The organism is Rhodococcus sp. IEGM 1341, assembly GCF_030056895.1.
Classification (GTDB): domain Bacteria; phylum Actinomycetota; class Actinomycetes; order Mycobacteriales; family Mycobacteriaceae; genus Rhodococcoides.
In genome coordinates this window covers 83,630-107,541 of record NZ_JASHKV010000001.1, presented here as the reverse complement: position 1 = coordinate 107,541, position 23,912 = coordinate 83,630, and the positions used below count along the sequence as shown (strand labels likewise).

General features: G+C 63.9%; 20 protein-coding genes. 8 read left to right on the top strand and 12 right to left on the bottom strand.

Annotation, left to right across the window (positions count from 1 at the left end; translation table 11 throughout):
• Positions 1-9: 9 nt before the first annotated feature.
• The gene (locus tag QM615_RS00420; protein WP_149405716.1) at positions 10-1,806 is read right to left on the bottom strand and encodes an acyl-CoA dehydrogenase; all 1,797 of its coding nucleotides are present in this window, start codon (positions 1,804-1,806) and stop codon (positions 10-12) included.
• Between the two features lie 316 nt (positions 1,807-2,122).
• Between QM615_RS00420 and car the strand changes: the two genes are divergently transcribed.
• Positions 2,123-5,650, top strand: a complete 3,528-nt coding sequence (gene car / locus QM615_RS00415; RefSeq protein ID WP_149405715.1) for a carboxylic acid reductase — start codon at positions 2,123-2,125, stop codon at positions 5,648-5,650.
• 42 nt (positions 5,651-5,692) lie between these two features.
• Here the strand turns inward: car and QM615_RS00410 are convergent, their stop codons facing one another.
• From QM615_RS00410 to QM615_RS00395, 4 genes are read right to left on the bottom strand one after another with little or no spacing between them, the layout of a single operon-like run.
• The gene (locus QM615_RS00410; protein WP_149405714.1) at positions 5,693-7,273 is read right to left on the bottom strand and encodes a regulator; all 1,581 of its coding nucleotides are present in this window, start codon (positions 7,271-7,273) and stop codon (positions 5,693-5,695) included.
• 8 nt (positions 7,274-7,281) lie between these two features.
• Complete coding sequence (locus QM615_RS00405; protein WP_149405713.1) at positions 7,282-7,995, bottom strand: cysteine hydrolase family protein; 714 nt, start codon at positions 7,993-7,995, stop codon at positions 7,282-7,284.
• Positions 7,992-9,824 carry an allophanate hydrolase gene (gene atzF / locus QM615_RS00400; protein ID WP_149405712.1) on the bottom strand — a complete coding sequence of 611 codons (1,833 nt, stop codon included), beginning with the start codon at positions 9,822-9,824 and terminating at the stop codon, positions 7,992-7,994. The genes QM615_RS00405 and atzF overlap by 4 nt, the downstream gene beginning before the upstream one ends.
• A 57-nt stretch (positions 9,825-9,881) precedes the next feature.
• Positions 9,882-10,556 carry a GntR family transcriptional regulator gene (locus QM615_RS00395; RefSeq protein WP_068047468.1) on the bottom strand — a complete coding sequence of 225 codons (675 nt, stop codon included), beginning with the start codon at positions 10,554-10,556 and terminating at the stop codon, positions 9,882-9,884.
• A gap of 103 nt (positions 10,557-10,659) precedes the next feature.
• On the opposite strand from QM615_RS00395, the gene QM615_RS00390 reads away from it, so the two are divergent.
• The gene (locus QM615_RS00390; RefSeq protein WP_149405711.1) at positions 10,660-10,956 is read left to right on the top strand and encodes a DUF503 domain-containing protein; all 297 of its coding nucleotides are present in this window, start codon (positions 10,660-10,662) and stop codon (positions 10,954-10,956) included.
• A gap of 16 nt (positions 10,957-10,972) precedes the next feature.
• Here the strand turns inward: QM615_RS00390 and QM615_RS00385 are convergent, their stop codons facing one another.
• On the bottom strand, positions 10,973-11,536 hold the full coding sequence (locus QM615_RS00385) for a dihydrofolate reductase family protein (RefSeq protein ID WP_149405710.1): 564 nt from the start codon (positions 11,534-11,536) through the stop codon (positions 10,973-10,975).
• A gap of 81 nt (positions 11,537-11,617) precedes the next feature.
• Between QM615_RS00385 and QM615_RS00380 the strand changes: the two genes are divergently transcribed.
• The 5 genes from QM615_RS00380 (at position 11,618) to QM615_RS00360 (ending at position 14,363) form a co-directional block, all read left to right on the top strand.
• Positions 11,618-12,769 carry an NAD(P)/FAD-dependent oxidoreductase gene (locus QM615_RS00380; RefSeq protein WP_149405709.1) on the top strand — a complete coding sequence of 384 codons (1,152 nt, stop codon included), beginning with the start codon at positions 11,618-11,620 and terminating at the stop codon, positions 12,767-12,769.
• A gap of 19 nt (positions 12,770-12,788) precedes the next feature.
• Positions 12,789-13,079, top strand: coding sequence for a hypothetical protein (locus QM615_RS00375; RefSeq protein ID WP_149405708.1), 291 nt, complete (start codon positions 12,789-12,791; stop codon positions 13,077-13,079).
• 50 nt (positions 13,080-13,129) lie between these two features.
• Positions 13,130-13,549, top strand: a complete 420-nt coding sequence (locus tag QM615_RS00370; RefSeq protein ID WP_149405707.1) for a hypothetical protein — start codon at positions 13,130-13,132, stop codon at positions 13,547-13,549.
• The gene (locus QM615_RS00365; RefSeq protein ID WP_149405706.1) at positions 13,546-13,842 is read left to right on the top strand and encodes a transcriptional regulator; all 297 of its coding nucleotides are present in this window, start codon (positions 13,546-13,548) and stop codon (positions 13,840-13,842) included. The genes QM615_RS00370 and QM615_RS00365 overlap by 4 nt, the downstream gene beginning before the upstream one ends.
• A gap of 98 nt (positions 13,843-13,940) precedes the next feature.
• Positions 13,941-14,363, top strand: coding sequence for a VOC family protein (locus tag QM615_RS00360; RefSeq protein WP_068047305.1), 423 nt, complete (start codon positions 13,941-13,943; stop codon positions 14,361-14,363).
• An 18-nt stretch (positions 14,364-14,381) separates the two neighbouring features.
• On the opposite strand, the gene QM615_RS00355 is transcribed toward QM615_RS00360, so the two are convergent.
• The 4 genes from QM615_RS00355 to QM615_RS00340 are packed head-to-tail and all read right to left on the bottom strand — an operon-like array spanning position 14,382 to position 19,341.
• On the bottom strand, positions 14,382-15,653 hold the full coding sequence (locus QM615_RS00355) for an MFS transporter (RefSeq protein ID WP_149405705.1): 1,272 nt from the start codon (positions 15,651-15,653) through the stop codon (positions 14,382-14,384).
• Between the two features lie 13 nt (positions 15,654-15,666).
• The gene (locus QM615_RS00350; RefSeq protein ID WP_149406002.1) at positions 15,667-16,299 is read right to left on the bottom strand and encodes a GyrI-like domain-containing protein; all 633 of its coding nucleotides are present in this window, start codon (positions 16,297-16,299) and stop codon (positions 15,667-15,669) included.
• Between the two features lie 23 nt (positions 16,300-16,322).
• Positions 16,323-17,843 carry an amidohydrolase family protein gene (locus QM615_RS00345; protein WP_283346912.1) on the bottom strand — a complete coding sequence of 507 codons (1,521 nt, stop codon included), beginning with the start codon at positions 17,841-17,843 and terminating at the stop codon, positions 16,323-16,325.
• A gap of 40 nt (positions 17,844-17,883) precedes the next feature.
• Positions 17,884-19,341, bottom strand: a complete 1,458-nt coding sequence (locus QM615_RS00340; RefSeq protein ID WP_283346911.1) for a purine-cytosine permease family protein — start codon at positions 19,339-19,341, stop codon at positions 17,884-17,886.
• Between the two features lie 128 nt (positions 19,342-19,469).
• Between QM615_RS00340 and QM615_RS00335 the strand changes: the two genes are divergently transcribed.
• Complete coding sequence (locus tag QM615_RS00335) at positions 19,470-20,978, top strand: PucR family transcriptional regulator (RefSeq protein WP_283346910.1); 1,509 nt, start codon at positions 19,470-19,472, stop codon at positions 20,976-20,978.
• Positions 20,979-20,996: 18 nt separating this feature from the next.
• Here QM615_RS00335 and QM615_RS00330 read toward each other — a convergent pair whose 3' ends face one another.
• Both QM615_RS00330 and QM615_RS00325 read right to left on the bottom strand, forming a co-directional pair.
• On the bottom strand, positions 20,997-22,541 hold the full coding sequence (locus QM615_RS00330) for an alanine/glycine:cation symporter family protein (protein ID WP_149405701.1): 1,545 nt from the start codon (positions 22,539-22,541) through the stop codon (positions 20,997-20,999).
• 92 nt (positions 22,542-22,633) lie between these two features.
• Entirely contained in the window at positions 22,634-23,887 is a 1,254-nt protein-coding gene (locus QM615_RS00325; protein ID WP_149405700.1) for an EAL domain-containing protein, read from the bottom strand.
• Positions 23,888-23,912: the final 25 nt, after the last annotated feature.

Below are 23,912 nucleotides of genomic sequence, written 5' to 3'. Positions count from 1 at the left end.
GTTTTCGACTCAGAACCAAGCGGGTGACATATCGAGGGTGGTGCGGTCCAGTCTCGCCAACAGATCGAGCTGCACGTCCACCTTCGGCAGTTCGTAGACGTAGAAGTATTTAGCTGCAGAACGCTTTCCGTCGTAGAAGTCTCCGGTTTTCGTGCCGACCGCCAGCAACTGCTCGAGCCACATCCAGGCGATGACAGTGTGCCCCATCGCTTCGAGGTAGGCCGTGGAGTTCGCCAGCGCCACGGCGGCGTCGCCGGTACCCCACACTGCCGCGGTGACCTCGACGATTCTGTCGAAGCGCGCGTGCAGTTCGGCGGCGTATCGAGCAGCGTCACCGCCTGCTGCGTGGGCCCGCTCCACCGTCTCCGCGACATGTTCGGCCAGCAGAGCCAATCCCGCGCCGCCCTGCATGATCACCTTGCGCCCGAGCAGATCCAATCCCTGAATGCCGTGTGTGCCTTCATGAATCGGGTTGAGGCGATTGTCGCGGTAGTGCTGCTCGACGTCGTAGTCGCGGGTGTATCCGTAGCCGCCGTGCACCTGAATGGCCAGGCTGTTGGCTTCGAGGCACCACTGAGACGGCCAGCTCTTGGCGATGGGGGTCAGTACGTCGAGCAACAGTGTCGATCGTGCTGCTTCGGCATCTTCGGATGCCGAATCCTGATGGTCGACCAGACGCGAACAATAGAGTCCCAGGGCCAGCGCGCCTTCGACGTACGACTTCTGCGCCAACAACATTCGACGAACGTCGGCGTGTTCGATCAGCGCGACAGGGGGTGCTGCCGGATCTTTCGCGCCGAGCGGTCGTCCCTGAGTACGCGTCTTCGCGTACTCGACCGACTTCAGGTAACCGACGTACCCGAGCGCGATGGCCAGGAATCCGACGCCGATCCGGGCCTCGTTCATCATGTGGAACATGTACGACAAACCGCGGTTCTCCTCGGCGACGAGGTAGCCGACAGCTCCGGATTGCCCACCGGGAGAGTGGGTTCCGTCGCCGAACGCCAGCAGGGTATTGGTGGTACCGCGGTTGCCCATCTTGTGATTGAGGCCGGTCAGCACGATGTCGTTGCGCTCGCCCGTACCGCCGTCGCCGTTCGGGAGGAATTTGGGAACGATGAACAGGGAGATTCCCTTGACTCCTGGCGGTCCTCCCGGGGTCTTGGCGAGCACCAGGTGGACGATGTTCTCGGTGAGTTCGTGATCTCCACCCGAAATCCACATCTTGGTACCGGTGATGCGGAAGCTACCGTCGTCCTGCGGCACTGCCTTCGTCGTGATGTCCGCCAGTGACGATCCGGCCTGCGGTTCCGACAGACACATGGTTCCGAACCAGCGCCCTTCCAGCATGGGCCGGACATAATCTTGCACCTGATCCGGCGTGCCGTACGTCGCGATCAGGTTGGCGTTGGCCATGGTGAGGAAAGGGTACGAGGAGGTCCCGGCGTTGGCGGCCTGGAAGAACGCCATCGCTGCCCGAGAGACGGTCGCAGGCAGTTGCATCCCGCCTATCGACTCGTCGAACTGCCCGGCGATCAGACCCGCGGACGCATAGACATCGAGCGCTTCCTTGACTTCGGGTATCAGCTCGACCGAACCGTCCGCATTCATCGTCGGCTCCTGCGCATCCGCTTTCTTGTTGTGCGGCGCGAAGTGTTTGCGGGCGATGTCCGCACTGAGGTCGAGGACCGCGTCGAAGGTCTCCTTCGAGTGCTCCGCGAAGCGCGGTCGAGCTGTCAGTGCCGCCACGTCCAGCCATTCGTACAGCAGAAAATCCAGGTCGCGTCGCGAGAGGACGTCCGACATTCACTTCTCCGATCGCGAGGGGTGACACGTGCGCGCGACGGTGACTAGCACTGTGACGCACATGACTGTGGTTTCACCATACAAGTCTCGATCTCCCGCTTTCACCGAGTACCCACGGGAGCTGCCACCCTAAATCAGCGTTGCCGATCCGGGCCCCAAAAGTGCAGCGAGCCAGACTTTTACGACTTATCGGACTATGAGGAGCGTCACGATTGGCGAGAGGCCCGACGGCATATACTTACCTTTGATAACGATATTGAGCGACAATCGCGAGGTCCCCCGAACAGTAGGCGGGCTTCGTCGGAGGGAGTCGAGCATGACGCACACACTGGACGTCGACAGCCGACAGGATCGACAGAGCAGGCAACGCAGCCGATTTCAGGAGCTGCACGAGACCGACCGGGAGTTTCGAGCCGCAGAACCGGACAGCGCCGTGGCCGATGCCGCTCAGGAGTTGTCGCCCAACCTGGCCCGAGTGGTCGCCGAGATCATGACGCGTTACTCCGATCGGCCGGCCCTCGGCCGCCGAGCTCGAGAGATCGTGAAGATCGACGACGTCGACACGTTTCACCTTCTCCCCCGGTTCGACACCATCACTTACGGCCAGGCATGGCGCGACGCCGGCGCACTGGCCTCGGCGCTGACCCACGACGCGATCGGCATCTCTTCGGGAGACTTCTTCGCAACCCTGGGATTCGCGAGTGCCGAGTACGTCGTTGCGGAACTGGCCACGATCCGACTCGGCGCGATTGCCGTTCCGCTGCAGGCCGGTGCCACCGCAGGCCAGCTCTCGACCATCGCCGACGAGGTCGAACCCGTCGTCCTGGCAGCCGATGTCGACAACCTGTCCGCCGCGGTCCAGGTTGCCACGCACTGTCGGTCCATTCGTCGAATCGTCGTTCTCGACTACGACGGTGCGATCGACGCGCATGCACGGACCATGAGATCCGCGCTGGTCGACGCCGAACCGGTGGGAGTCGTCATTCGGCCACTCACCGAGCTGGTTCGCGACGGCGCGCGACTGCCGGAGATCCCGCTCCCCGACGGCGAGGATCCCGAACGACTCGCGACGCTGATCTACACCTCCGGCAGCACCGGAACTCCCAAGGGAGCGATGCACACCGAACGAATCGTGTGTGGAGCCTGGACCGGTGCCTGGCACCACACCGGAGCTTCCTCCGAATCCGCGGACCGGCCGGCTTTCCCTGTCATCACTGTCGACTATCTCCCGATGAGTCACCTGGCCGGGCGTGGTCTTGTCTTCTCGACGCTGGCGGCCGGCGGCACCGTCCACTTCGCAGCGGCGAGTGACCTGTCCACCCTGTTCGAGGACTTCGCGCTCGCTCGGCCCACGATGGCCCTGCTGATTCCGCGGGTGTGCGAGATGATTCGGCACAACGTCCTCGCCGAGATCGACCGAGAGGTCGAACGCTCTGCAGGTGGCGATGCCGACAGGACGCGTCGAGAGGTTCTGGAGCGCAACAGGATCGAGCAATTCGGCGGTCGTGTCCTTGCCGCAATGGTCGGCACCGCACCGATTGCTCCCGAGGTCAAGGACTTCGTCACGGAGCTGCTCGATATCGAGGTCCGCGACAACTACGGCTCCACCGAAGCCGGGATGGTGTTGCACGACGGCGTCGTGCAACGTCCACCGGTGATCGAATACAAGCTCGACGATGTGCCCGAACTCGGTTACTTCTCCACCGACACACCGCATCCACGCGGTGAGCTCTTACTCAAGACCGCGTCCATCATTCCCGGTTACTACAAGCGCCCGGACGTCACGGCCGAGGTCTTCGACTCCGAGGGCTTCTATCGCACCGGTGACGTCGTCGCCGAGATCGAGCCCGACCGACTCGCCTACGTCGATCGACGCAAGAACGTTCTGAAACTGGCTCAGGGCGAGTTCGTCGCACTGGCGCGCCTCGAATCCCTGTTCGGTACCAGTGAGCTGGTCGATCAGATATTTCTCTACGGCAACGGCCAACGGGCGTATCTGTTGGCGGTCGTCGTTCCGGCCCACCCGGACACCACCGCGGGTTCGGTCATCGAATCGCTGCAACGGATCGCACGCACGGAAGCGCTGAACTCGTACGAGATTCCACGTGAGGTCATCATCGAACACGAGCCGTTCACACAGGAGAACGGACTGCTGTCCGGTGCGGGCAAACAACTGCGGCCCAAACTCGTCGAACGTTACCGAGACGAACTCGAGCGTCGCTACGCAGAACTCGAATCCGGTCAGAACGACCGGCTGCGCGAGCTCAGGCGCAGTGGTGCCGATGCCCCTGTCCTGACCACGGTCGGCGATGCCGCCCAAGCCCTGCTCGGATGCGCCGGGTCCGATGTTCGCCCCGATGCCCACTTCAGCGACCTGGGCGGAGATTCGTTGTCGGCGTTGACGTTCTCGACGCTGCTCCGTGAGATCTACGACGTCGATGTTCCGGTCGGTGTGATCACCGGGCCCGCCATGGACCTGGCAGCGCTGGCCGATTACATCACGTCTGCCCGCGACAACGATTCCGACACGGCCACTTTCGAATCGATCCACGGCCGCGGCGCAACAGTCGCCGAGGCGTCCGACCTGCAACTGTCGGCATTTCTGGACGACACCCTCCTCGACGCCGCGCACCACATTCCAGGCCCGCGGGAACAGACGAGCACGGTTCTGTTGACCGGGGCCAACGGATACCTCGGTCGCTTCCTCTGCCTGGAATGGTTGGAGCGCATGGCCGAGATCGGCGGAAAGGTGATCTGCCTGGTGCGCGGACGCTCCGATTCCGATGCGCGAGCTCGACTCGATGCGGCCTTCGACAGCGGCGATGCAGACCTGTCGGAGCGCTATCGAACCTTGGCCGACGCTGCGCTCGAGGTCGTGGCAGGCGATCTCGGGTCACCTGGGTTCGGCGTGGACCAGGACGTGTTCGAGACGCTGGCCCAACGGGTGGATCGCATCGTCCATCCCGCAGCGCTGGTCAATCACGCGCTGCCGTACGAGCACCTCTTCGGCCCCAACGTCGTCGGCACCGCCGAGGTGATTCGGCTGGCGCTCACCGACCATGTCAAGCCGGTGACCTACCTGTCGACGGTGGCCGTCGCAGCGGGCGTCGAGAACTTTCGGGAGAACGGCGACATCCGTGTGGACAGCCCGTCGCGAGCTGTGGACGATTCCTACGCCAACGGCTACGGAAACTCCAAGTGGGCCGGTGAAGTGCTGTTGCGCAACGCGTTCGACGAGTTCGGCCTACCGGTGTCGGTCTTTCGCTCGGACATGATCCTGGCGCACAGCAGATGGACCGGTCAGCTCAACGTTCCGGACGTGTTCACGCGCCTGATCCTCTCGGTCGTCGCAACCGGTCTGGCTCCTCACACGTTCTACGCCACCGACGCCGGGGCACCGACCGACGAGAAAGGGCGACCGCTGGCCCACTACGACGGTCTGCCTGCCGATTTCAGTGCTTCGGCCATCACGTCGATCGCGGGCGGGGACACCTCTGGCTACCGAACGTTCGACATCCTCAACCCACACGACGACGACATCTCGCTGGACAGGTTTGTCGATTGGATCCGTGACGCAGGTCGCGACATCGAGATCGTCGAGAACTACGACGAGTGGTTCGAACGGTTCGGTGCCGCAGTCGAGGCGTTGCCGGAGAAGCAGCGTTCGCACTCGCTGCTCCCCCTGATCGACTCGTACGCACACCCGCAACACCCGTTGTCCGGGGCGATGCTGCCCGCCGACGAGTTCGCCTCGGCCGTCGGGGACATTCCGCACCTCGGGCGCGAGTTGATCGAGAAGTATCTCTCCGATCTCGTGGCGCTCGAGCTCGTGAACGCGCGCTAGAGCAGTTCCCGATGCGGGCCAGGCGGCCCGCATCGGGACGCTCTACTCCCCGACCGGTTGTGGTTCGCTCGTCTGCTTCGGGGCGGGAATCAGCCGCGAGTACGCCAAACACACGAGCCCGAAGAACAGATAACCCAGGGCCACTTGGGGGTTGGCTGCCCACCCCACCTCGTGTGAATGGATCAGACCGACCCACGACAGTGCCGCGGCCACCCCACCCGCTGCTGCGGCGGCGAGAAACCGTTTGTCGAGAACGAACGTGACGATGGTGCCCAACATCAGTCCGGCGAGTACCGCTCCCGATCCGAACGTCTTCAGCCCGTCGTAGACGACACCCGCCTGACCCAGTGCCTCGCTGCCCACTTCGGTAGCCGATGTACCTGCCGCGCTGAGTGCGTTGTCGATCAGACCCACCGCCCACTCCGCGAGGTTGGGAAGCAGCGCCACCACCACCGCGATGGCGTGAAGCTTCGGCACCGACTGGAATGCCTGGGCACCGATCAGCAGTCCGATGTACAGCAGAATCGGAACGATCGCGGGAATCGGCAGCAACGTCGCCAGCAATCCGAACAACCCGAGAAAACACATCAACCCGATCGCGACGCCCGATGCGACCGAGTATCCGGTCCGGCCACCTGCGTCCTTCCAGCCGGGATGGCCGATGTAGACCGCGGGCGGGAACGGCGATCCGAACGCCGAGCCGACGACCGCACCGAAGCCGTCCGCGAGCAGCACACTGCGCAGGTTGTAGTTGTCTCCGGCAGCGGACGCGCTTTCGACGTTGCTCATCGCCTCGGTGAAGTTGTAGACCCCCAACGGAATTGCGGTGGCGAGCAGCGGTGCCAGGTTACCGAGACCGTCGAGCAGGAGATCGAGGCGCAGATCCGGAAGGCCGAGCGCGATATTGCTCGCGGCCTCGGTCACGTCCGGCACGGACATGTATCCGCCGATCCAGCCGATCGCCGTGCCCACCAGAAGCGCCGCGAGACCGACTGGAATGTTGCCGGGCAACTTCACGTCTGTGAAGAAGCCGATGAGAATGATTGCGAGAACGGGCAACCCGATCCAGGCGGCCTCCCACATCTGCGCCGCCGGGCGCATCGCGATGAACGTGATGGAGATGCCGGCCAACGTACCGAGCATCGCCGCGCGCGGGGTGATCCTGCGAATGTAGGGCCCGACGAACGCTCCGATCATGACGATGATGCCGATCATGAAGGCCCAGGCGAGTCCCGCCGCCCACGCCTGAACCGCGTCGCCCGTCGCCAGGTAGACCGGGAGCATGACCACGAACACGACGATGAACATGTGCGGCACGCTCGGACCGTAAGGTAGCGCAGTCACATCGGTTCGGTTCTCGCGCTTGGCAAGTCGACGAGCGAGAACCATGTAGTACAAGTTTCCCAGGATCAGTGCGATGCCGAGAGCAGGCAGCAGCGTCCCGAGGACGTCGCTTCCCGGAATACCGACCACCGCGATGCTCAATGTGGTCAGAGTGAGAACGTTGACGAGGATGTTGAAGCCGAGTCCGAAGAATGCGTTGGTGTCGCCTTTCGTCCACCACGAGAGGGTGAACGAGGGCGACGAGCCTGCAGCGGGTGAGTCTTTGACGTCCATGGTCATTTCTGGTCCTATCGGCTCGCAGAAGTGGGAACGAACGCAATCAACGCGGCCACGACGTCCTCCGACGGCGCGGTCCACCCGAAAATCCCGCCTTGAGCCGAGATCATCTCGAGGCCCACTCGCTGGAACTCCGGGAAGTACGAACCGACACAGTCCGTCACCACGAGGCATTCGTATCCTCGATCGTTGGCCTCCCGCACCGTGGTGTGCACACACACCTCCGTCGTCACACCGGTGACGAGCAGGGTGGTGATTCCGGCGCTCGTGAGAACCTCGGAGAGCTCGGTGGCGTAGAACGCCCCTTTGCCGGGCTTGTCGATGACGGTCTCGCCTTCGAGCGGTGCCAATTCGTCGACGATGTCGTGGCCGTACTCACCGCGAACGAGTATGCGGCCGAACGCTCCCCGATCACCGATGCGCTGAGAGGGCGCGCCGCGGCGCAACTTCGCCGGCGGGCAGTCCGACAGGTCCGGCAGATGCCCCTCCCTGGTGTGGATCACCGGTATCCCGGCATCCCTGGCCACGGCGATGAGACTCGCGAGTGGCTCGATCACGGTTCGGAGCTGGCCTACATCGTTGCCGAGGCTCTCACCGAACCCTCCTGGAAGCAGAAAGTCCCTCTGCATGTCGATGACGAGCAGTGCCGTCGTCGACGCGTCGAGAGTGAACTCCGATGGCGACGCCGACGGTATCGATGCTACCGGGGTGTGTGCTGAGGTCATGAGATCTCCTGTGCTGCAATGGAAGTGTCGTGAGCAGATTTGATCGCCCGGGAATATGCCCGCCAGCCACCGAACTCGCTGATGTCGTCGACGGTGTGTCCCTCCGCGCCGGTCTGCACAGTGGCATCGCAGACGTAGCCGAGAACGTCGGAACCGTCGGCCAGCAGCACTCGTCCCAGAGCGAGCACCGCTGGCATTCTGCCCGCGAGTACCGCAAGAGAAGTAGCGGGCAGTCGCCACCTCTCCACGTCGATTGCGCTGCCGCCGAATGGAACTCGCAGCAGGCCGGGAGTCGGATCGGCGGTTCCGATCCGAAGCAGTGTGTACGTCGGCGCGGTGCATGTGGCCTCGACCAGGGACCCGCCGAGCTCGACGAGCTGCGAGTTGGCGCGCTCTCCTGACAGATGGTGCCCGGCAACGACGATGTCGATGGTCTCGACCGCCGACCCTTCGACGGCGAGAGGCGGTGAGACGGCGCGCCCCTCTCCGAGCAACCGGGCCGCGACTGCGAGAATCGTATCGTCGGCCAGCGCAGGCCCGATCACCATGAGGCTGACCGGTCGACCGTCCTCGGTGAGCCCGGCGGGAACCGCTACGGCGGTCAGGTCGAGAAGGTTCCCGAAGTGGGTGTAGTGGCCGAGCTTCGTGTTGCACGCGATGGGGTCCGCGAGTACCTCGGGCACGGTGAAGGTGGTACCGATGGTCGGCACGATCATCACGTCCATCGAGGTCCAGAGTTGCGCTACGCGAGCGCGGAGGTCTTGTAGCGTCTGCAGGGCACGGAAGGCATCGACGGCGTTGTAATGCCGTCCACCCAAGAATATCTCGCGGACGACCGGAACGATGGAATCGGGCTTGTCGGTGAGGAATTCGTCGAACTCGACCAGCCGCTCGGCGACCCACGGTCCCTGATACAGCAGCGATCCGGCATCGAGAAACGGAGTGAGATCGACTGCGGTGGTCCGTAATCCATGCTCGGGAAGCGACCGGCGCGCGACCGAATGTGCATCGAACATGGCTGCGTCGCCGAAAAAATCCAACTGCTGCAGGTCCGGTAGGCCCACAGTGACCTCGTGCCCGTCGAACTTCTCTCCGCGGCGACGCGACCAGCCGTCCGCTGGATCCTCGGCGCACATGACGTCGAAGACGACATCGAGATCCTCGACCGTGGTCGCCATCAGGGTGATGCAGTCCAGCGACTTGCACGCGGGGACGAGTCCGACGGTGCTGATCAGGCCGCGTGACGGCTTGTACCCGACGATGCCGTTGAGCGCTGCGGGCACTCGCCCCGATCCTGCGGTGTCGGTGGCCACGCAGAACGGCACCTGCCCGAGGGCGACGGCCAGTGCCGAACCGGAGCTGGAGCCGCCCGAGATCATGTCGTTGCCGTAGACGCTCCGCGGAATCGGGTGCGGCGTGCGCGTTCCGTTCAGCCCGGTCGCGAACTGATCGAGGCTGGTCTTGCCGACGAAGATGGCTCCGGCGTCGACCAACGCCTGCACTGCAGGGGCCGTCGAATCCGGCGTGTACGCGTAGTCGGGACAGGCGAGAGTGGTCGGGTATCCGGCTACGTCGATGCTGTCCTTGACGCCGAAGGGAATTCCGTACAGGGGTAGCGACACCGCATCGGGTCGCGCTTCCAGAGCCGCGGCGGCCGCGAGCAGTTCCGAACGGGCCACGACGGTGATCCACGTTCCGTCGTCGCCGCGCGCAGCCACGGCGGTCGAGAAGGCCTCCACCGTTGCCGTGGGAGTCGAGGCGCCGGTTCGGTACGCCGCGAGCATCTCGGCAACGGTCGGGCCGGGTACCGGTCCAAGGTCTGAATTCATACCGTCGATTGTCGACAGTTTTCTGTTACTGCAGGTTGTTGCCGTGTTTCGAGTCTGTTAGGAAGTACTCTCGAGATGCAGGTAGGTCAGCTCGCCGTGCTGCTTCAACGCAGCGAGCGCCACCGACAGATCGTTCGATTCGATGGCGTCGAGCAACCATTCGTGACGCCGGATCCCGTCGACCGGATTGGCCACTCGGGCTTCTTCCCTGAGATTGCGGGCCATCGGTAGCTGCAACTTCAGCAGGATCGGTGCATACGCCACATCGAGTTGGCGACTGCCTGCCAACGCCACGATGGCTTCGTGGAAACGCCGGTGGGCGTCGTCCTTGCCGAGGGTGTCGCCCCGCGCATCGGCGTCACGCATCTCGTCGAGCGCCGTTCGTACCGGCGCGAACGCACCGTCGCGAGACGAACCGAGCGGGAGCGCGCGCTCGAGCGCATGCCGTTCGAGGACCTGACGCAGCTCGAAGAGTTCGAGAATGTCCACTGCCGACCACACCGTCACTCGGAACCCGCGACGTGGAAGATGTTCGACCAGACCCTGCTGAGCCAACAGGCGCAACGCCTCACGTACCGGTGCTCGGCTGATCCCGAGGCGCGCGCACAGGGTTTCCTCGACCACTCGGGATCCGGGCTCGAGCGCACCGCTGAGCACCTCGGATCGGACCTGACGGGTCGCCATTTCGACAAGGCTGGGCGGCAAGGAGCCGTGTTCCGCCGGTGCAGCCATGCCGCCAGTGTACGAACATGTTCGGCGAATGGTGCGCATCCGAAGCATCGCCGAGTCGAATCCCGAGTGCTCGGGTATCCCCCAGCGTTAGGATGGTCGGCATATGTGGATTGGATGGATAGAATTCGACTTCCTTCTCGGAGATGTTCACTCACTCAAAGAGAAGCGCTCCGTGATCCGGCCGGTGATCTCCGAAATGCAACGTAAGTTCGCGGTGTCGGCCGCGGAGACCGATCATCGCGAGTTGCACCGACGAGCAGGTGTCGGCGCGTCCGTCGTAGCAGGCGGTCGCGACCATGTCACCGATGTTCTCGACCGAATCGAGCGCGTGGCGGCCTCACGTCCCGAGCTGCAACTCGTCTCCGTGCGGCGGCGCACCATCCGAAGCGACGACGTCTGAGGCCTGCCCCGCCCGGTCATCGACGTACGTCGAACACCTGCTTCTGAATTCCGTTGCCGTAGACCTCGTGTTCGACCAGTTCGAGATGCGTGGTGTCCTTGTCGGCCTCACTGAACAGTCGCTTTCCCGCCCCGAGCAGGAGTGGAAAGACGAGCAGGTGGTACCGATCGACGAGTCCGGCGTCGGCGAGACTTCGCCCCAGAGTGGCGCTGCCGTGGATCGAGATCGGCCCACCATCGGAGTCCCTGAGCTCTGCGACGTCGTCGATTCCACGCAGAATGGTTGCCGGCCACCGTGAGTCGTCCTTTTCGAGCGTTGTCGACACCACGTACCTCGGCATCGCGTTGTACCCGGCGAAATCGTCCATGGTGGGCCAGATCGGCGCAAATGCCTCGTACGAGGTGCGGCCCAACAGCAGCGCCGTGGCCTCTTCCTGCTCGCGCCCCTTGATCTCGTACACTGCCGGGTCGAATTCTATGCCCTGAAACGTCCACCCCGAGTTGCGATAACCCACCTCGCCGCCGGGTCCTTCCATGACGCCGTCGAGCGAAACGAACGCGGTCACGATCACAGTGCGCATGGACGGTCCTTACCGGTGCTGGGATGCGGGTGCCGGAATCGTAAACCATCCGCCCGCCGAATCCGTCGATACGATCGACCGATGAGTGTCAGCGCGACGTCCCGCCCGGCATGGGACGACGACCCGGTCGTGTCCGGCTGGGCGGGGTTACCCGCACTGGAGCGTGGGAGTACCGCGGACGTCTGCGTCGTCGGCCTGGGAGGCTCGGGTCTGGCCGCTGCAGCCGACCTCGTAGACCGTGGTCTCGATGTGGTCGGAATCGACGCAGGACGGATCGCTGCCGGTGCCGCGGGTCGCAACGGCGGCTTCCTGCTCGGTGGTCCGGCGACCTTTCTGCACACTGCGCTCGCAACCTGGGGCCCGTGTGCGGTGGATCTGTATCGAGCGACTCTGGCCGAGATCGACTCCCTGGAAGGGCTTCTCGGATCCGACGTCGTCCGCCGCACCGGATCCATCAGGCTCGCGGGAGTGCCCGGCGCGCCGGTCGAGCTCGCCGATTCGGAGGATTGCGATGCGCTGGCACAGTGCCTGCGCGAGAACGACATTGCCGTCGAGCAGTATTCCGGCGAGTTGGGGCGCGGGATCTTCCTACCGGACGACGCGGTGATGAATCCTGCGCGTCGCGCGCTGGGGTTGGCGTCGATCCTCGCGGGCCGCGCCCGGTTGTACGAGCACACGCCCGCAACCGCCATCGGGCCAGGAGCAGTCACGACGCCGAGTGGGGTGATTCGGTGCGGCCTGGTTCTCGTTGCCGTCGACGGTCGGCTCGAACAGGTACTCCCCCAGCTCGACGGCCGGGTTCGGACCGCGCGTCTGCAGATGCTCGCCACCTCGCCCGTCACGCCGAGACGACTGCCCTGCCCCGTGTACGGACGATGGGGATACGACTACGCGCAGCAGGACGCGTCGGGACGGCTGTATGTCGGGGGCGGTCGTGACCTCTTCGTAGACGACGAGTGGACACCGTCCGACGAACCGACCGCCCAGGTGCAGGACTACATCGAATCTGTCGCGACATCGTTTGCAGGAGAATCTTTTTCGGTTGTTGCGCGTTGGGCTGCATCCGTGGGATTCACCGCGGACGGGCGCCCGCTGTGCACAGTCGTCGACGACACCGTGGTCGCATTCGGCGGCTACAACGGGACAGGCAATCTGGTCGGCCCGGTCACCGCTCGTGCCGCCGTTGCGCTCGGGCTCGACGGGATTGCAGTACCGCAGTATCTGAGCAGCTGACGCATGGCAGTGTGGACCCATGGCCGAAGAACCGGAACGCACCGAGGACGGTCGCTACATCGTCATCAAGGGTAGACGTTGGCGCGCAACGGATCCTGACATCCCCGAGGATCGCAATACCGAACTGCGGTCGATTCTGATGGCGTGGCGCAGGGAGGTCAAACGTACGTCGGGCGCACCCGAATCTCGCGCAGGCGTGCATGCCACCAAAGTCGCCCTCGGCGAGCGAGGAACGCCGTGGTGGGAGCAGTCCGACGACGAACGACGAGCCCGCTGGGAATCGGAAGTATCGCGGCCTGCCGACACCTGACCCTCGCCAGATGGTTGCCATGATGGAAACTATCCAATACAGTTTCCACCATGGAAAGCATCGGAAGACCCACACCTGCCGAAGCACGAACAGCTCTCGACGACATCGACCGAGTTCAGCGCGCGGTACGAGACACTCCGTGGCCGGTGTGGCTGTATCCGGTCAACGCCGTGCTGCTCGCAGTCTTCGCACTGACCGCCCTTGTCGACAGCCGGGCCGCGTTCCTCGGGGTCGCCGCGGTGATCATCGCGGTCAACGTCATCACCGGATATCGGATGGGGACGCCGTGGGCACTACCCACCAACAGAGGCTTCCTCACCTGCGTGGCGCTCTCGGCGCTCTGCGTCGCACTGGCGCAGGCTGTCGGGAATCCCGGCGGACCGGCCTGGCCTGTGCTTCTGCTCGCCATCGCAGCTGCGTCGATCTACTCGATCGGATCGATCCTGCACTACCGCAGCACACGTCGATGACGAGCGATCTCGATCCCATCATTCATCCCGCACACCGGCTCCGAATCTGTGCCCTTCTGGCCGCGGCCACGACGGTGGAACTCTCGATCGTCAAGGAACACAGCGGGTTGAGCGCATCGGCGCTGAGCAAGCAGGTCGCCGCTCTGGTCGATGCGGGATACGTCGAGCAGCAGCGATCACGCACGGACTCGCGTCGACTGTGGTTGTCGTTGACGAAGGACGGTAGAACGGCGTATCGACGCCATGTGGCTGCACTCCGCACCATTCTGGCCGATACCGACGCCTCCATCTGATCTTCTGCGGTGACTTTCCGTCGTGGTGCGTGTCTACTGTTTCGACGGATGCCGTCGACGTAGTTCAGCCCGCTCGTTCAGCGAAGAAGGAGACTTCGATCATGTCCATTCTCAATCCCTACCTGTCGTTCCGAGACAATGCCCGCGAGGCGATGGAGTTCTATCGGTCGGTCTTCGGTGGCGAGCTCACCGTCACCACGCTCGGCGAGGCCAACGCCAGCGAGGATCCCGCCGACCAGGACAAGGTCATGCACGGCCAGCTGACAACCTCGAACGGCTTCACTCTGATGGGAGCCGACACGCCGTCGTCGATGGAGCACACCCCCGGCAACACCATGAGCGTCTCGCTCAGCGGCGACGAGGAGGACGAACTGACGGGTTACTGGAACAAGTTGGCCGTCGACGCGCAGTTCACCATGGGTCTCGAGAAAGCTCCGTGGGGCGACACGTTCGGAATGTTGACCGACAAGTTCGGAGTTCAGTGGATGGTCAACATCGCAGGATCCAACACTGGGAGCTGAGCGCCGACGCAGCCGCTCCTACACGACGACGGTCTTCGGCGGGATCACCTGTCGGAGACCTTCGGGCCCCCAGCCCCGATCGAGTGCCAGCAGCAACAGTGCACAGCCGATACCGGACAGGACGAGCGCGGAACCGAACATCGCCGTGTATCCGAACAGATCGCCGACCACACCGGCGGCGATCCCGGCGGCACCCTGCGCGAAGACGATCGCGCACGCCATCAGCGTGTAATCGCTTCCCGCGAAGCGCTTCTCGGACGCGTCCATCATCAGCGCGAACACCGCCACGGTGGCCGCACCACCGAGCACATGTTCGGTGATGTTGGCGGTGACCAGAAGCGGAAAGCCGCCTACGCCCAGCGACGCGACGACATACAGGGCAAGGCTCAGCGTTTGGCTCACTCCGCCCACCAGCAGTGCCCGACGACGTCCGTACCGAAACGCCAGCCATGCCCCGAGTACGGCTCCCCCGACCGCAGCCACCGAAGACAGACCGCCCTCGACCAGCGCTATCTGGGGCAGCGACAGACCGCTGTCCGACAGGAACGGACCCACGAGTGCCGATCCCATCGAGTTGCCGAACTTGAACCCGATGATCAGCAGAATGAATGCCACCATTCCGGGTCTGCGAAGCCGCGACCACCAGGCACCGGCCAGCCGCCCCGGCCTCGGTCGCTCGGCGTGCGGATCGGAGTCCGCGTCGGCCGCGTCGAGTTGTCTGCGCATCCACCACACGGGGAGCGTCGTCAGCACGATCAGTAGTGCCATCGCAACGAACAGCGCCCGCCATCCGGCGAAGGTGAACAGCCACAACAGCAGTCCGCCACCGCACACCATGCCGATGCGGTAGGCACCGACCTGGAGTCCGTTGCCCAACCCGCGCTGCGCCGCGGTGAGCGTACGCACCGCGATGCCGTCGGTCGCGATGTCCTGCGTCGCCGACAGAGCATTCATGACGAAGATGCCGACGAACAGCCAGCGCAACGTCGACGACAGATCGAGGAACGACAACGCCAGTGCCACCGCTGCGGCCGAACACTGCAGCGACAGCAGCCACCGCCTCCTGGATCCGTACCGATCGACGTACGGTGCCCAGAGAAACTTGAGCGCCCACGGTAGGAACAACACACCGGTTGCGCTGATCTTCACCAAGGAGAACCCCGACTCCCGGAGCACCACCGGCAAGGCCTGGGTGAAGAATCCGAACGGCACTCCCTGCGCGAAGTAGAGCGCCCCCAGGAGAGTGAGGGTCCCGGCGGTGAACGACGCCGGGCGCACCGCGTTGGTCATGACGGCCATCGTGTCAGAGCGACGCCGACTCCGCTGAATGCGCTACCGGCTGGCGAAGGATGGTGCGCAGCTTCGCAGGTTCGACCCGGCGCGGATCGCTCAGATAGATCTCGTGATGTCTGCCCGTCATCGTCAATCCAGAACTGGGGATGTATCGATGATGGAGCTCGTCGAGTACCGACGTCTCGTCGTCGTAGGACCCGATGTGCAGTGTCTGTACGCACAGTCCCTCGTCGAGAGTCTCCAACCGAACCCTGCTCGACGCGTCCGAGTTGCTCTTCGAGGCGGCGGTCGCCACTGCCGTCTCGAACATCGGACGGTCGATCCAGTCGGGCACCATGATCATGGCGGTCCAGCTCCACTCGCTCTTGTCCCTCTCGGTGGTGAACGAGTTCATGTTCTCGGCCCACCACAGAGCCTCGAGCGGCGGGACGACGTAGTCCCGTTCGAGATCGTTCTTGCTCGCGAACTTGACTGCATAGGCCACGGGGTAGAGCGCCCCGATTGCTTCGGCATACTCCGGCGCGGTGTTCGGATCGCCGTGTCCGTCGAGCATCAGGTAGGTCAGCGGCGGAACGACGAGGGTACGAAAAATGTTGTGCCGTGCCGAATATGCGTCGAGCGTCTTCTTGAAATCGACCTTCATGACACCCGCTCCGGCACCGCCGTTCAGACGAGCCACGCGCGTTCGTCGTCGCTGAATCGGTTGACGGTGCCGCGGGTCGCAACCGCTCTGTCGTACATGGCCGCCAGCGCATCCAGTAGGGGCTTGTTCAGCGATTCGAGTGCATTCTGGCGTGCCACGATCTCGTCGAGGCGCTCGGCAAGTTCGGCCAGCACCGCCGACCGGTCGACCGTGGTGACGCGTCCGCCCTGGACGACGATCCGGCCCGCCACGATCACGACATCGATCGAGGAGCCGTTCTCGGAGTACACCAGTTGCCGGTCGAGCTTCTGCCGAGGCGTGAAAGCCATGGTGTCGAGGTCGAAGATCACCAGGTCGGCCTGCATCCCCACCTCCACGGTGCCCACTGTGTCCTGAAGGAGCGCACTGCGGGCCCCGCCGACGGTGCCTGCGTGTAGTACCGCGTCCACCGTGGGCCAGGTGGTGAAGTCCGGGTTGGTCACCTTGTGCAGCAGCGCAGCAGCTTTCACGACGTCGAGCATCCGGGGAGAATCACTGCTCGAGCATCCGTCGGTTCCCAGTCCGAGGTTCACGCCCGCGGCACGCAGGGCATGCCACGGGGCGATTCCCGATCCGAGCTTGAGATTCGAGATCGGATTGTGCGAAATCGACGTACCCGCCGCGGCGATCATCGACATATCGTCTTCGGTCAGCCAAATGCCATGCGCCAGGGTTGTATTGGGTGACAGTGCGCCGATCCGACCCATGTATTCCACCAGGGAGCCGCCGTACATCTCCGTTCCCGTGACCAACTGAGTCTTGGTCTCGAGGACGTGAATATGGCATTCGGCGTCGAATTCGGCCGCCAACTGCGTGGCACCGACCAGAAGCTCCGCACCGCACCGTTGCGGTGCGGACGGCGCGACCATGTATCGCAAGCGCCCGTTGCCTCGACCGTGATACTGCTCGAATGCTTTCCTGCTGAATGCGAGGTACTCCTGCGTGGTGGGAACCGGATGCGACCGAATCTCGGCCGTGGCCTCCGGCGACAGATGATCGACGATGAACGGCACAGTATCGACGAACGGCTTGCTGATCACGTGTCCGGAGATGTTCGCTCGGATGCCGATCTCTTCGTAGGCGTCGAACACCGCCGACAGTTGCGCCCAATCCTGAGTCGGGTTCTCGAGAACGTCGTCGACGATCGTCGTCACGCCCGCTTCGAGGGACTCGATTGCGAACAACGTGCTGCGCAGACGAACCAGATCGGGTTCGACGCGACTGTCGCCGAGGATCGGATACGCCATGGCCATCCACATCTCGAGGGGCATGTTGTCGTATCTGCCCTTGTAGAACGTCTCCCACGAATGGGTGTGTGCGTTCACGAATCCCGGTGTCACCAGCCTGTCGCGGCCGTCGATGATCGTATCGCCGTCGCCGGGTTCGAGATCGGCGGCGATTGCAGTGACGACGTCGTTCTCGATCCGGATGCTGCGAACGATCGGTTCGGATCCGGTGGATGCGTCCATGGTGATGACGTGCGCGTTCCTGATGAAGATTCCCATGTTTCCTTCCTTGACTGCGCGGTGCGATGACGGCTACGAGCTATTCGACCGGCTGTGGTGTCGGAACCTGCTCTTCGGGCTGTTGCTGACGAATCATCCACTGCCGATGAGATTTTCGGGCGAGAAGGTAGTAGGTCGATGCTGCAGCACTACCGCCGACGAGCCACGAGATGTCGAGACCGCCGAGCGCCTGCGAACCGAACCCCTGCAATGCCGGGACCATGCCGTTGAGAAACATCCAGGTGCCGAAAATTCCCACGGCGAACGCCGCGAGTGCACGCCAGTTGACGTCCTGCATCCTCGTCGAGCCCACGTCGTCGAACAGATGGCCGTAGCGGGTGCTGGCGCGCTCGAAGACGTAGTAGTGCACCAGCATGATCGCGCCCCACGTCGCCACCCAGCCCACCACACCCACGAGCCAGGCGTCGAGGGTCTGCGCCGCATCTTCCTGGAAGACGAAGAACACGCTCGCGGCCAGTGCGAGAACGCCGACGACAAGGTTCAAAGTGCGCCGACTCAACTTGATATCGAGGGCCTGCGCCGTCACACCGAAGCTGTAGACGTTGAGAACGTTCGTGGCGATGGGGCCGTGCAGAACCAACAGCAGCACCGGGATGGCGAGCGCACCGAAGTTCTCCACGATGAGCTTGCCCGGATCGACGGAACCGTTGGTGGTGGCCAACGTCGCGCCGAGCACACCGAGCCACACGACGGGAATCAACTGTCCCAGTGCACTGACCAGGTACAGCTTGCGTCGCGGAACACGCGTACTCACGAAGCGGGAGTAGTCGGCGGCGTAGGTCAACCACGTCAGTCCCCAGCCGATTCCGATGGCCGTCATCACGGCCGACATGGCGACGATGCGCTCGGTGCCGGCCAGCGCAACTCCGTCCGGACCGGAGTAACTCCAGTCGATGTCCAGGTGGAACCAGGCCACGATCGACATCAGAACCAGCACCACGACGGTCGGCGGAACGGTCCAGCGCTCGAATGCCGCGATCGCCCGGTATCCGGCCATGGAGATACCGACCTGAATCGCCATGATGACTGTGGCCACCGCGACCTTCCATCCGACGTTCGCGGCGTCCGGGTCGACCCAGCCGAGTTCGCCGAACAGAGCCATCACCAGGTCGAGGACGATCCAGGTGTTCACCGCGCACCAGCCGACGACCACCACGGCCTGGACGGCGGAGGGAACGTAGTTGCCCCGACGACCGAAGACCGAACGGCCCAACAGCATTCCGGTCGTTCCCGTTCGTTGTCCGAGTAGAACGAAGAATCCGAAGATCGCCATTCCGATGACGTTTCCGAGGACGAGCACAGTCAGGGTATCCGCCAGGCCGAGGCCCATGCTGACGCCGAGCGCGCCGAGCACCCAGTTGATCGGCGCGATGTTCGCACCCGCCCATATCCAGAACTGACCGGACAGCGCGGTGGTTCTCTGGCTGTCGGGAATCGGCTGGAGCGAATCCTCGACGTCGTGGGAATGTGTGGTCACCGTGAACTCCTCGGTATGCGGTCGACCGGCGGTTCGGTCGGCCTCGTGAGAAGCCTGCTGCCCGTGTGTTTCCCGAACCCTTACGCAATGTAAGCCACTCGTAACAGCGGGTGGACAGAATGTCACCTATGAATGTGCTCGACGCCTTCGATGACGTCTATCTTTCTGCGGCGCGACCCGAGCTCGTCGCGGGAAGGCGTTCTGTGACGCGGTCTCTGCGGTGGGTTCATGCCAGCGAGCAACTCGACATCGCACCTCTCTTGCGCGGTGGGGAGCTGATTCTGATGGAGGGTGTGTACTTCGGCGGGTGTTCCGAAGCCGATCTGGTGACGTACCTCGAGTCGATGAATGCCGCGGGAGTCGTCGGTATCGCGGTGGAGACGGGGGGAATCCTCGACGTCGTTCCGCCGCTTCTGGTCGAGCATGCCGAACGGATCGGCTTTCCGGTGGTGCATCTCCGACGCCGTGTGCCGTTCGTACAGGTATGCGAGAGCATCAACAGCCAACTTGCCGACTCCGCTCTGCGTCGGCTGCAGATGGCAAACCGTATGTCTCGGTTGTTGTCGGCCTCGATCGAAACGGACGGGGCGGTGGACGCCGTTCTCGATGTGCTCGGTGTCGAGACTCGGTCGTCGGTGACGCTGCATTCGGCGTCGGGAGATCTGATCGGGCAATCCGGGCTCGTCACCGAGCCATCGGATTTCACCTCGTTCGAGGTGCCCGTCACCAGTGGTGGTCGGGACGTGGCGGTGTTGACCGTGGCTCCTGGACCGGATGCCGACATCTATTCGATAAACGCCGGACTGGAGAGAGCTCCGGAAATCCTGTCGATTGCATTGCTCAGTTCACGCCCGGCCAGGGTGGAAGACCGACTGCGTACCCGCTTCTTCTCACTGTTGTCGGCGACGAATTACCCCGCCTCCGATGTCACCGACCACCTCGACGGCGTCGCCGAGCGCATGGGTATGCCCGAACACGACGCCTACCTGACGGTGTCGGTCGAATTCGACCACGACCCGGCCGCCGGCACGTGGCAACGCACAGTGGGGTCGGTGTCGCCGCACAACTGGTGCGAGAAGATCGGCGACCGACACGTCGCTGTTCTCGGTTTCGCCGACCAGGAGATGCTCGATGCCCGACGGCCGGTTCTGCTGTCGATGTTGCAGGCGACGCAGTTGCGTATCAGGCGAGCCGGTGTCGGTCCGGGAGCCTCCGATCGCCACGGTCTGCGCCGGTGTTTCGACACCGCCACAGCTGTGCTCGCGCTGGACCTCGGCCCTCACGATCGCATCCGCGATGCCCGCAATTTCGCACTTGCCCTACTGGTGGAGTCGATGTCGGGAAAATCCACGGTCGAGAAGTTCGTCCACGATCAGATCGGACCGTTGCTCGCACACGATCGGGAGCGGCACGGAGAGTTGTACGCGACCCTGCTGGCGTACATCACCCACTGGGGTAGCAAGACCGAGACCGCGAAAAGCCTTCGGATACAGAGGCAGACGCTCTATCAACGGCTCGACAGGCTGTTCGACGTTCTCGGTCCACTACCGGCAGGCTCCCCTCGATTCCCGGGGATCGCCACTGCGGTGTTTCTCGAACAGGCCCGCCGCCAGGGCTGTACCGTCCCCGGCGGCTGACCCGTCTGCGGATCCTTCTCACACCTCGGCGTCGACCTTGTCCGACTCGCCTCGACGCATCGCCAGGTACTCGGAGAGTTCGCGTTTGACTACGGGCAGCAGCAGGTACAGGCCGGTGATGTTCACCAATGCCAGCAGGAACAAGGTGGCGTCGGCGAAATCGAGCACCGAGCCGAGGGACAGTACGGTTCCGATGACGGTGAACATGCAGAACATCACGTTGAAGAAGGTCCGCGAGAAGCGGCTGCGTCCGAACAACGACGTCCACGCCTGCAGTCCGTAGTAGGCCCAGGTGATTGCGGTCGAGAGCGCGAACAGAGCCACCGCGAGAGTCAACACGTACGGGAACCACGGGAGCACGGTCTCGAAGGCGTCGGAGGTGAGGGTGACACCGCCGGCGGGAAGCTCACCGGTTTCGGCGACGATAGCGCGCTGATCCTGCCAGGTGACGGTGTTGGCGATCACGATGGTCAGTGCGGTCGCGGTACAGATGACGACCGTGTCGATGAAGGGCTCGAGCATGGCCACGAAGCCCTCGGTGACCGGATGCCTGGTCTTGACGGCCGAGTGCGCGATGGCCGCCGAACCCAGTCCTGCCTCGTTCGAGAACGCGGCGCGCTGGAATCCGATGATCATGACGCCGAGTACGCCGCCGGCCACACCCTCGGGCGAGAACGCACCTTCGAAGATCGCCGTGAACGCCGTGGGGACGGAACGGAAGTTGACGGCGATGACGACGCCGCACGCGACGATGTAGATCAGCGCCATCGTCGGGACGAGCTTGGCGGTCACCGCCGAGATCGACTTCATGCCGCCGATGATGACCAGTCCGATGATCAGCGCGACGACGATGCCGAACACTGCTTTGGCTCCGTCGGAAGCGAGGAATCCATCGTCACCGCCGGTGACGGAGCGGACCTGCGCGTACGTCTGATTGGCCTGGAACATGTTGCCGCCGCTGATGGCGAAGAACGTGATGACGATGGCGTAGAAGACGGCCATGACCTTGCCGACCTTGGCCAGTCCTCGCTCTGCGAGACCCTTGGTCAGGTATTTCATGGGTCCGCCGGAGACGGTGCCGTCCTCGTTGATGTCTCGGTACTTCACGCCGAGCGTGCACTCGACGAACTTCGATGCCATGCCCAGCAAGCCGGCGAGGATCATCCAGAGGGTGGCACCGGGTCCACCGAGCGTCACGGCGACGGCGACACCGGCGATGTTGCCGAGACCGACGGTTCCGGACACCGCGGCGGTGAGAGCTCTGAAGTGGCTGACTTCGCCGGGCGCGTCCGCCTCGTCCTCCTTGCCGCTGACGAGAATCAATGCACGCTTGATTCCGCGGACCTGGATGAACTTGAACGCCACCGTGAAGACGACGGCACCGACGATGAGCCAGAGGACGATCAGTGGAACAGCGGCTCCGCCGATGTTCACGGTGAAGAAGACGAGATTCGACACGGCAGCGGAGATCGGATCGAAGGCATTGTTGATCGCCGTCTCGATGGAGCTGATCGTGCCTCCGTCCGCGGCCAGTACATCGGTTGCGAGGGGGTGAGAGCTCATGGCTTCGAGTGAACAGCACGTTGACCGCAGAAGACGCCATTTACCGAATTTCGAGCAATAATTTACGCGATCTTGACGAGACGCTCGCGGGCTCAGACCGCAGATCTGGCCGGTATTCGTCTCAAAAGCACTGTTGCAGCATCCAGTACGACATGACGGTCGTAGGTGAGGCGGTAGTCGTACATCGGGGTGCCGTCCTCGGCCGTGCCTCGCTCCACCGCAATGAGCGCCACACTCGACATCGGAGCAAGAATCACGATCGAACGCTCCAACGCCAACGGTTCGTCCGCGCCCACCACCACAGCACGAAAGCTGGGCGCAGGCGGCGCGGCATGCGAGTCGAAGACAGCCGTCAGCGCGGTCCGTGTGGCGAGGTCCTCGAACATCGCCTCGCGTGCAGGCGTCAGGCCGGTGGACGCGCTCACCGTCGCCAGTACGACGGTCGAGGAACCGGTGCCGTATGCACTGTGCAGCAAACTGTTCTCGATGGCGTCGAGCAGTGTGGAATCCGCGTGCCTGCGGGCGCCGAGCGAATGGGTGAGCCCGTACGGCGTGACCGCCACGGGGGCGCGCACGGTGACCGTTCCATCCAGGTCGAGCGAACGGACGGGTTCGGGTACCTCACCGAAATCCGGGAGAGGGGCCGGTGTGCCGTAGAGGTATCCCTGCCCCAGAACGGCCCCCATCGCGCGCGCATAGCTCTCGTGCCGCTCGGTTTCGATCCCCTCGGCCAGGACCAGGGCACCGGTACGTTCTGCCTCGGCGGCAACGGCAGCGACGATGGCGGCGGTCTCGTTGCTCGAACGCCCCTGCACCAGAGCCATGTCGAGCTTGATCACGTCGGGACGCAGCAGCGGGATCAGCGCCAGGCTGGAGGAATCTGCCCCGACATCGTCGATGGCGACTCGCCACCCCAGGTTTCTGGCGTGCTCGGCCGCCCTCAGCAGACCCGCCGGATCACCCATCAGATCACGCTCGGTGATCTCGACGATGATCGACAGCCGCGACGCGTCGGCGAGCATCGGTAGGTAGTCCCGAGGAGGAGGTGCATCGAGGGCAACAGGTTCGGCATTGACGAACAGCGCGAGCTGATCGGGATAGCCGGACTCGACAGCACCGCGGAGCGCGCTGAGTCTGCACCGCCAATCGAAATCGGCGGTGACGCCCTGCGCGCGTGCCACCCCCAACAGTTCCGGTGGCGGGATCGGCGGACCTTCTCCGCAGGTCCGCACCAACGCTTCGTACCCTACGACGGCGCGCCCGTCGAGCAAGACGATCGGCTGATAGACCGACGTGATGTCGATCGACACCGGCGAAATTGCGGCACTCGTCGAGCCTCGACGCATGGGTGGACCCTCCCTCGATACTGAT